This is a genomic window from Halobacillus sp. K22 (assembly GCF_052246795.1).
Lineage (GTDB): Bacteria > Bacillota > Bacilli > Bacillales > Halobacillaceae > Halobacillus.
The window spans coordinates 1-7,633 of sequence record NZ_JBQQCN010000048.1 but is presented as its reverse complement, the minus strand read 5'-3'; the positions used below and the strand labels follow the sequence as shown (position 1 = coordinate 7,633).

The window sequence follows — 7,633 nt, the reverse complement described above, 5'->3', positions numbered from 1 at the left end:
GTCTCCGGCTTCCTTCAGATTCCAGGTCTCCCTGGACACCCTTGCCTTTGACTAACGGCTACAACGACCTTCGCCGCTCGGGACTTGAACCCTAGAGTTTATACCCCTGCCGGGCACACATAGATAAAGACGGAAGCCAGCGCTCTGATTTCCGTCTTTTTCATCCTATACTGCATGCGTGAACCTCTATTTAATTCGGTCGTCTTTTTGATTATTCGTTTTGTTTATCGTGATTCTTTCTTCTCCCGTACTCGGCTGGACAGCATCTCTTCCTTTTTGAATGTTGCGTTTCGACTTGGATTTTTTGCTCATATTTACTCACTCCTGTTTTCAATAATCGTGCAGGCTTAGGGTGACCAGATATGGATCTTTTATGTGGAATTCAACCTAACCTTTAGATAGTTCGATCACATTTTTACGGATATTAAAAATCTTATCTATTTAAAATCGATAAAATCTACTTTCAATTCAGTAAATTTGTTAAAATAAGAGTTAAGAGAATCTCTACTCCCCCATGATAAACTTCAGTTTATTATTGTTCTGCTGCGCTCGACCCTCGTTTTTTTGTCTAATTGAAAATAATCTATTCGGAATCTATGCATCTCGCTTTCAATTTAGCTAGTAATTTATTATAATTATAATATAAGATAGATTATAATTAGTTTTTCCAACATAAGAAGGGAGAATTTATACATGGATAAAAATGAAATGAATAACAATCAGCCCGATAAGTGTCCGGTTATGCATGGAAAAACGGAGGAAGAGAACGCCGTTACAACAACTAAAGTTGGTACGACCAATAAAGATTGGTGGCCCAACCAGCTGAATCTGCACATATTAAACCAGCATGATAAGAAGACCAACCCTATGGGTGAGGACTTTGATTACGCGGAAGAATTCAAAAAGCTCGATTATGATGCCTTGAAACAAGATCTTGAAGAACTTATGACAACCAGCCAGGACTGGTGGCCTGCTGACTATGGACATTACGGTCCGCTTTTCATCCGTATGTCATGGCACGCAGCCGGTACGTATCGTACAGGCGATGGACGCGGCGGTGGAGCCACAGGATCACAGCGTTTTGCACCGCTTAACAGCTGGCCGGATAATGCGAACTTAGATAAAGCACGTCGTCTTCTATGGCCAATCAAACAGAAATACGGCAACAAGATTTCATGGGCCGACTTACTCGTTCTTACCGGTAATGTGGCGCTTGAATCCATGGGCTTAAAAACCTTTGGCTTCGGCGGAGGCCGTGAAGATGTATGGCATCCAGAAGAAGATATCTACTGGGGTAATGAAAAAGAATGGCTTGAGGACAACCGTTACTCCGGCGACCGCGAACTTGAAAATCCGCTTGCAGCCGTTCAAATGGGGCTTATCTATGTAAACCCTGAAGGACCGAATGGCAATCCAGATCCGCAAGCAAGTGCCCGCGATATCCGCGAAACCTTTGCTCGTATGGGAATGAATGATGAGGAGACTGTTGCTCTCATCGCCGGCGGTCATACCTTTGGTAAAGCACACGGAGCTGGCGATGCGGAAGCCAATGTAGGCGCAGCACCAGAAGCCGCTGATATTGAAGCGCAAGGGTTAGGCTGGCAAAGCAGTCATGGCAGCGGGAAAGGCCGTGACACGATCACGAGTGGTGTAGATGGTGCCTGGACCCCTAATCCGACTGTATGGGACAACGGCTACTATGATCTATTATTCGGCTACGAGTGGGAACTTACGAAGAGTCGAGCAGGTGCCAATCAATGGGCTCCCGTTAACCCTAAAGAAGAGGACCTTGCTCCAGACGCAGAGGATTCCTCTGAACGCGTGCCTACTTTTATGACAACAGCGGATATGGCGCTGCGCGAAGATCCAACTTATGAAAAAATTTCACGCCGTTTCCACGAAAATCCTGATGAATTTGCCGATAAATTCGCTCGCGCCTGGTTCAAACTGCTTCACCGCGACATGGGACCTAAAGCGAGATATCTCGGCCCTGAAGTTCCAGATGAAGATTTAGTCTGGCAGGATCCAGTTCCAGACGTGAATTACACCTTAACAGACGCTGAAATCGCTGATCTGAAGGAGAAAATTCTTAGTTCCGGACTGACTGTAAGTGAGCTCGTGAAAACAGCCTGGGCTTCTGCCAGCACGTTCCGTAAATCCGATATGCGCGGCGGCGCGAATGGCGCCCGCATCCGTCTAGCCCCACAGAAAGACTGGGACGTGAACGAACCGGAACAGCTGGCCAACGTCATTTCTGTTTATGAAGACATTCAAAATGATCTTGATAAGAATGTAAGTCTCGCTGACCTCATTGTACTTGGCGGTAGTGCAGCCATCGAAAAAGCAGCCAAGGATGCCGGAGTTGACGTAACCGTTCCATTTGCACCTGGACGCGGCGATGCCACTCAGGAGCAGACAGACGTGGAAAGCTTCGAAGTACTTGAGCCGATGGCCGATGGGTTCCGTAATTATGAGAAGAAGAAATATGCGTGGAGTCCAGAGGAACTATTAGTGGATAAAGCTCATCTATTAGACCTTTCTGCACCGGAAATGACTGTTCTAGTCGGCGGTATGCGCGTACTTGGCGCAAACTACAGCGACACGGAACATGGTGTATTTACAGACCGCGTCGGCACACTTACGAACGACTTCTTCGTAAACCTGCTGGACATGGGAATCGAATGGCATCCAACCGAATTCAACACCTATGAAGGACGCGACCGCCAAACAGGAGAGCTCGTGCGCACAGCCACACGTGTCGATCTTGTCTTCGGTTCAAACTCTATCCTTCGTTCCTACGGGGAAGTCTATGCACAGGATGATAACCAAGATAAATTTGTGCGTGACTTTGTAGATGCCTGGGTGAAGGTTATGAATGCTGACCGTTTTGATCTGAAAGCAAATAAAGATTCTTTGGCATATCATAACGCATAACTTAAATAAGCCCCACACCGAGTTGCCGTAGTGGCATTCGGTGTGGGGCTTTTTACATTCTCCTATTAGTTTTAAACTTTATGAGTTTTTTAGTAGAGTAAAGGAGTACCTGCCTCCAATGAAGTATCTTCTCACTATCGGACTTCAATTAGAGGACTAGTAATTTTAGGAGTGCCTTCCGACTTTCCATTATACGTTCCATATACTTTTACAAAATCACCTTCTTCGTACTGAGCATTTGAATCCATGTTTTGGACAGTGTACATCCCGTGCCCGCCATCTTCTTGAGTTGCAACCACCAGTTCACTTCCCACTTCTATTGGACTAGCCATCGTAACTTCACCCTGAATAAGTACTTTAGTGCCTTCTTCCACTCTCCCAGCTCTTACCCTAGTAAATTTTACTTCTCTTGCTGCATCTTTTAATTCACTATCCAATTTTTCTTGAGTGGGTTCTTCATTTTTAGCATCTTCACCTTCATTATTGCTGGAATCTGAATCATTGGAACAACCGATTAAAACGGCTATTCCTATTAATAATATATGTTTTTTCATAAGTTCCCCCCTCACTAGTTTAATTACTGTTATTACAATTATTGGATATTCAGAAGTTTATTACAAGGGAACAATTAGCTTGAAAATTTTATTTGAATCCCTGACCACTCCCCGAAAAATAGAAGAACAATGCCAAAACACAGTGTACTTTTGCATTTATTTTGTTAGAAAATTCCCAAAAATATATTGAATGCATTTTCAATAAATGGTAATATTTCTATAAATACCGATAGGAATCTGCATTTTGTACTGGCAGTTTGTCTTTTAAAGGACAGGCTTTCCTTACAAAAGATGCCAGAGAATCGGAGGCATATCAAAATGTATTCAGAGCACACATGTTATGTCGTGGGTGAATCCAAAGCACCCGGGAACAATGCGATCACGAAAAAATACGACTCTTTCTTTGCAGGATTCGTCGTCGACATGAAAAGCCATGAAATTGTTGATGTCGAATGTACAGCAATGATGGACATTACGGTCTATTTCGTGCGCAGCTTATTTATTGGGAAGAAAATAACGGAAGAGGCGTCGATCGAGCAAGCAATTCGAGAACGCTATTTCGGTTCATCTCAAAAAGCACTAATTGTTGCTTTTAAACAGGCACAGTTGAAGTACTGCGACATAATGAATATATAATGTAGATTGCTTTATCTCACTAATACGTGGATAAAACCCAGTCGACAAGAAGAGACTTCTTGACGGCTGGGTTTTTTGTTTTTATAAATTTACATATCTCAAGGAGGAAATGCATTATGATCGAAAGCGGGTTTCTGTATTTAGGAGTGATTGTCGGCCTGGCTGGCCTAGTCGCTTTCCTAGAGTCATCAAAAAGTAAGTTTTTTAAGTTTGTTCCAGGTATCGTACTCATTTATTTTGGAGGCGCCATCCTTAAGACTACCGGCATCATTGGATCCACTGAAACGATTGACAACACTTACGGAAGTGTTCGTGATGTGCTGCTTCCCATGCTCATTTTTTTGATGCTTCTTAATTGCGATTTAAGAAAGCTGGTAAAACTTGGACCGAAAATGCTTATCGGATATTTTGCAGCTGCTTTCAGTATCATGGCTGGTTTCGTCATCACTTTTCTTTTATTTCAAGGTTTCTATGCACCGAACACTTCGGAGGCTTTCGGTGCTCTGGCAGGAAGCTGGACGGGTGGCTCTGCCAACATGGTGATCATCCAGGGAATTTTGGAAGTGCCGGAGAACATCTTTGGCTATGCGCTGATTATGGACACGATCAACTACTCGACCTGGGTGATGATCATGTTTTGGCTGGTGCCTTTCGCTGCCGTTTTCAACAAATGGGCGAAATCCAACACGGAGCACCTTGATGAAGTAACGGCTGAGCTGATGGAAGAAGACGAGGAAAAAGAAGGAAAAACAATCTCTTTTGTTCACATGTTAGGACTGCTTGCTTTGGCTATCTTCGTCTCCGCCATTGCTGCAGAAATCGGGGGGCTCCTGCCATCATTCGGAACCGTGGTGAACGCCACAACGTGGACGATCCTTATTGTTTCCATTCTGGGGGTACTTTTGGCTATGACAAAACTTACCAAAGTCCCAGGTTCAATGGATATGGCTAATGTCTTTCTTTATATTGTCATTGCCCTAATCGCTTCGAGAGCGGACTTTTCCCAGTTGGGACAAGCACCGGTTTACATCATTTCCGGATTCGTCATCCTGGCTGTTCATGCGATCATCATGATGATTGTAGCGAAGGTATTCAAGCTGGATCTTTTCACGCTTGGTGTTTCCAGTCTGGCAAATATCGGGGGGATGGCATCCGCGCCACTTTTAGCTGGTGCTTTTCACAGATCTCTAATACCAATTGGGGTGCTTATGGCTCTCGGGGGCTCGTTCCTAGGAACATACGGAGGTCTGGCTGTTGCTGAAATTCTGTCTAATTTGTAAGGGGGAAGGAAAATGAAAATTACCGATATTGTATGCGGGAAGAGAACCGTCTCCCTCAAAAGACCTTTCAAAACCGCCGTTCGCACGGTAGAAACAATCGACGTAATGGATGTTCGCTTGAAAACAGAGGATGGGACAGTAGGGTACGGATCTTCAACGGCGTCCCTTCAGGTCACAGGAGATTCCCTAGATGGGATGAGAGCAGCTGTAGAAGGACCAATCACAGCTGCTCTGCTATACAAAGACATCAATAAACGAAACGATCTTCTATTGAAACTGGAAAAGAGCTGTGTGAATAATTCAAGTGCAAAAGCAGCTGTGGATATAGCGCTTCATGATGCTTTTGGAAAACAGTGCAACCTCCCTCTCTACCGACTGCTTGGTGGAGATTTAGAACCATTGGAAACAGACATGACCGTTAGTATCAATGAACCCAACACTATGCAGGAGGAAGCTATGGCAAGGGTTGAAGAAGGCTTCGATGTACTAAAATTAAAAGTCGGTCATGAGGAAGAAGAGGATTTTCGTCGTCTGCTGAAAGTGAAAGAAGCAGTGGGAGATAAAGTTCGCCTGCGTCTGGATGCCAATCAAGGATGGAACAGAAAACAAGCCGTACATTTCATTAATAGACTTAGAGAGAAGGACATTAATGTGGAATTCATTGAGCAGCCCGTGCCCGCCCATGACCTGAAAGCATTGAAGTATGTTCGCGACCACGTTCATTTGCCAATTATGGCGGATGAGAGCGTATTCTCACCGCAAGAGGTCCTTCGCCTGGTAGAGATGGAATGTGTCGATCTTGTCAATATCAAGCTGATGAAAGCCGGAGGACTGAGAAGAGCAGGACAAATCGCCGATATCTGTGAAAGTGCAGGGATCCCATGCATGATCGGAAGTATGATGGAATCGATCGTTTCCGGTACCGCTGCAGCCCACCTGGCAATGGCTCATCCGAATATTAAGATATATGATCTTGACGCTCCTTTATGGATGAAAGATGAAGGATTGAAAGGGGGCATGAGTTACGAAGGAAAAGTAGTAACTGTCAGTGATGGACCTGGCCTTGGTTTCTATTAAACTCTAATGGAGGGCTACAATGAAAAAGTATTGGATGATTGTAATCGTTGTGTTGTTGAGTCTTGTCTTCGGTTCTTCTGCCCAGGCAGAGGATAAAGAAATGTATGTAGATGTTTCCGTTGCTACATTATGGAGTGAACCTGATCAAGCAAGAGAATTAGATGCTCCCTCTTTAAGCAATCCCGTCGATATGTGGGAATGGACCGAAAGCATGACCACTGATGAAAAGATATGGCTTGTTGGTGAATTGCAGACCCAGGTTCTTTACGGACAGAAAGTGACTATTCTGGAAGAGGAAGGAGACTGGGTAAAAGTTGCTGTTGAAGGTCAGCCGACACCAAAAAATGAACTTGGCTACCCTGCCTGGATGCCAAAGAATCAACTCGCTGATGAAAGACGCTACAGTGTAATGAAAAAGAACAAACCTTTCGCTCTTGTGACAAAACCCACCGTATTTCTATATGATGATAGGAAAAAGAGCCAGGAATTCAAGGAAATCAGTTTCAATACACGCCTCCCTGTTGTAGCTCAGGTGGGAGACATGGTGCTTGTTGCTACGCCAAGCGATGGAATGAAATGGATGAACAGCACCGACGTATCCGTTTATAACCATGAGAAAAACATACCTGATGCTGACGGCGAAGACCTCGTAGAAACAGGAAAACAATTTTTGGATCTGCCTTATCTATGGGCCGGGACTTCCGGTTTTGGTTTTGACTGTTCCGGATTTACCCATACCATTCACAAAGCTCACGGCATAACGATTCCAAGAGATTCCTCTGTACAAGCAGAGCATGGAACCCCTGTAGAGAAAGAGAATTTGCAGAAAGGTGACCTGTTGTTCTTCGCGTACGATGAAGGAGAAGGCTATGTCCACCATGTTGGTATGTATATTGGAGAAGGGCAGATGATCCACGCCCCTAATTCCAGAAGCACAGTGGAGATTATTAACGTATTCGAATCCGATTATTATTCCAACGAGTTTGCTGGTGCAAGACGTTATATTGATTGATGTAGCAATAAGTATCGAGTAGGAGGAGGTGACTAACCTCCGTCCTCTCACACCACCGTACGTACGGTTCCGTATACGGCGGTTTCATAAAATTCAACGTGCATTCAATGATTTCAAACCCATACGTTGCCAATAGTGAT

At 44.4% G+C, this 7,633-nt stretch carries 7 protein-coding genes; 5 read left to right on the top strand and 2 right to left on the bottom strand.

What is annotated here, in order from left to right:
- Positions 1 to 186 precede the first annotated feature (186 nt).
- Positions 187 to 312: a hypothetical protein gene (locus tag ACTWPM_RS20355; RefSeq protein WP_443134805.1), complete on the bottom strand. Its 126-nt coding sequence runs from the start codon at positions 310 to 312 to the stop codon at positions 187 to 189.
- Positions 313 to 693: 381 nt separating this feature from the next.
- On the opposite strand from ACTWPM_RS20355, the gene katG reads away from it, so the two are divergent.
- Positions 694 to 2,934, top strand: a complete 2,241-nt coding sequence (gene katG / locus ACTWPM_RS20350) for a catalase/peroxidase HPI (protein WP_443134804.1) — start codon at positions 694 to 696, stop codon at positions 2,932 to 2,934.
- A gap of 134 nt (positions 2,935 to 3,068) precedes the next feature.
- On the opposite strand, the gene ACTWPM_RS20345 is transcribed toward katG, so the two are convergent.
- Entirely contained in the window at positions 3,069 to 3,488 is a 420-nt protein-coding gene (locus tag ACTWPM_RS20345) for a hypothetical protein (protein WP_443134803.1), read from the bottom strand.
- Between the two features lie 318 nt (positions 3,489 to 3,806).
- Here ACTWPM_RS20345 and ACTWPM_RS20340 point away from each other — a divergent pair, with 318 nt between their 5' ends.
- From ACTWPM_RS20340 to ACTWPM_RS20325, 4 genes are all read left to right on the top strand, one after another.
- A complete protein-coding gene (locus tag ACTWPM_RS20340) occupies positions 3,807 to 4,124 on the top strand; it encodes a DUF3870 domain-containing protein (RefSeq protein ID WP_443134802.1) in 318 nt (105 codons plus the stop codon).
- Between the two features lie 116 nt (positions 4,125 to 4,240).
- Entirely contained in the window at positions 4,241 to 5,404 is a 1,164-nt protein-coding gene (locus ACTWPM_RS20335) for a DUF819 family protein (protein WP_443134801.1), read from the top strand.
- A 12-nt stretch (positions 5,405 to 5,416) separates the two neighbouring features.
- Positions 5,417 to 6,481 carry a dipeptide epimerase gene (locus ACTWPM_RS20330; protein ID WP_443134800.1) on the top strand — a complete coding sequence of 355 codons (1,065 nt, stop codon included), beginning with the start codon at positions 5,417 to 5,419 and terminating at the stop codon, positions 6,479 to 6,481.
- A 19-nt stretch (positions 6,482 to 6,500) separates the two neighbouring features.
- Positions 6,501 to 7,493 (top strand): C40 family peptidase, encoded by a 993-nt coding sequence (locus tag ACTWPM_RS20325; protein ID WP_443134799.1) that lies wholly within the window; start codon positions 6,501 to 6,503, stop codon positions 7,491 to 7,493.
- Positions 7,494 to 7,633: the final 140 nt, after the last annotated feature.

Coding starts and splice junctions, on each gene's coding strand:
- ACTWPM_RS20340 (WP_443134802.1), top strand. CDS start 3,807: ATGTATTCAGAGCACACATGTTATGTCGTGGGTGAATCCAAAGCACCC.
- ACTWPM_RS20335 (WP_443134801.1), top strand. CDS start 4,241: ATGATCGAAAGCGGGTTTCTGTATTTAGGAGTGATTGTCGGCCTGGCT.
- ACTWPM_RS20325 (WP_443134799.1), top strand. CDS start 6,501: ATGAAAAAGTATTGGATGATTGTAATCGTTGTGTTGTTGAGTCTTGTC.
- ACTWPM_RS20355 (WP_443134805.1), bottom strand. CDS start 312: ATGAGCAAAAAATCCAAGTCGAAACGCAACATTCAAAAAGGAAGAGAT.
- katG (WP_443134804.1), top strand. CDS start 694: ATGGATAAAAATGAAATGAATAACAATCAGCCCGATAAGTGTCCGGTT.
- ACTWPM_RS20345 (WP_443134803.1), bottom strand. CDS start 3,488: ATGAAAAAACATATATTATTAATAGGAATAGCCGTTTTAATCGGTTGT.
- ACTWPM_RS20330 (WP_443134800.1), top strand. CDS start 5,417: ATGAAAATTACCGATATTGTATGCGGGAAGAGAACCGTCTCCCTCAAA.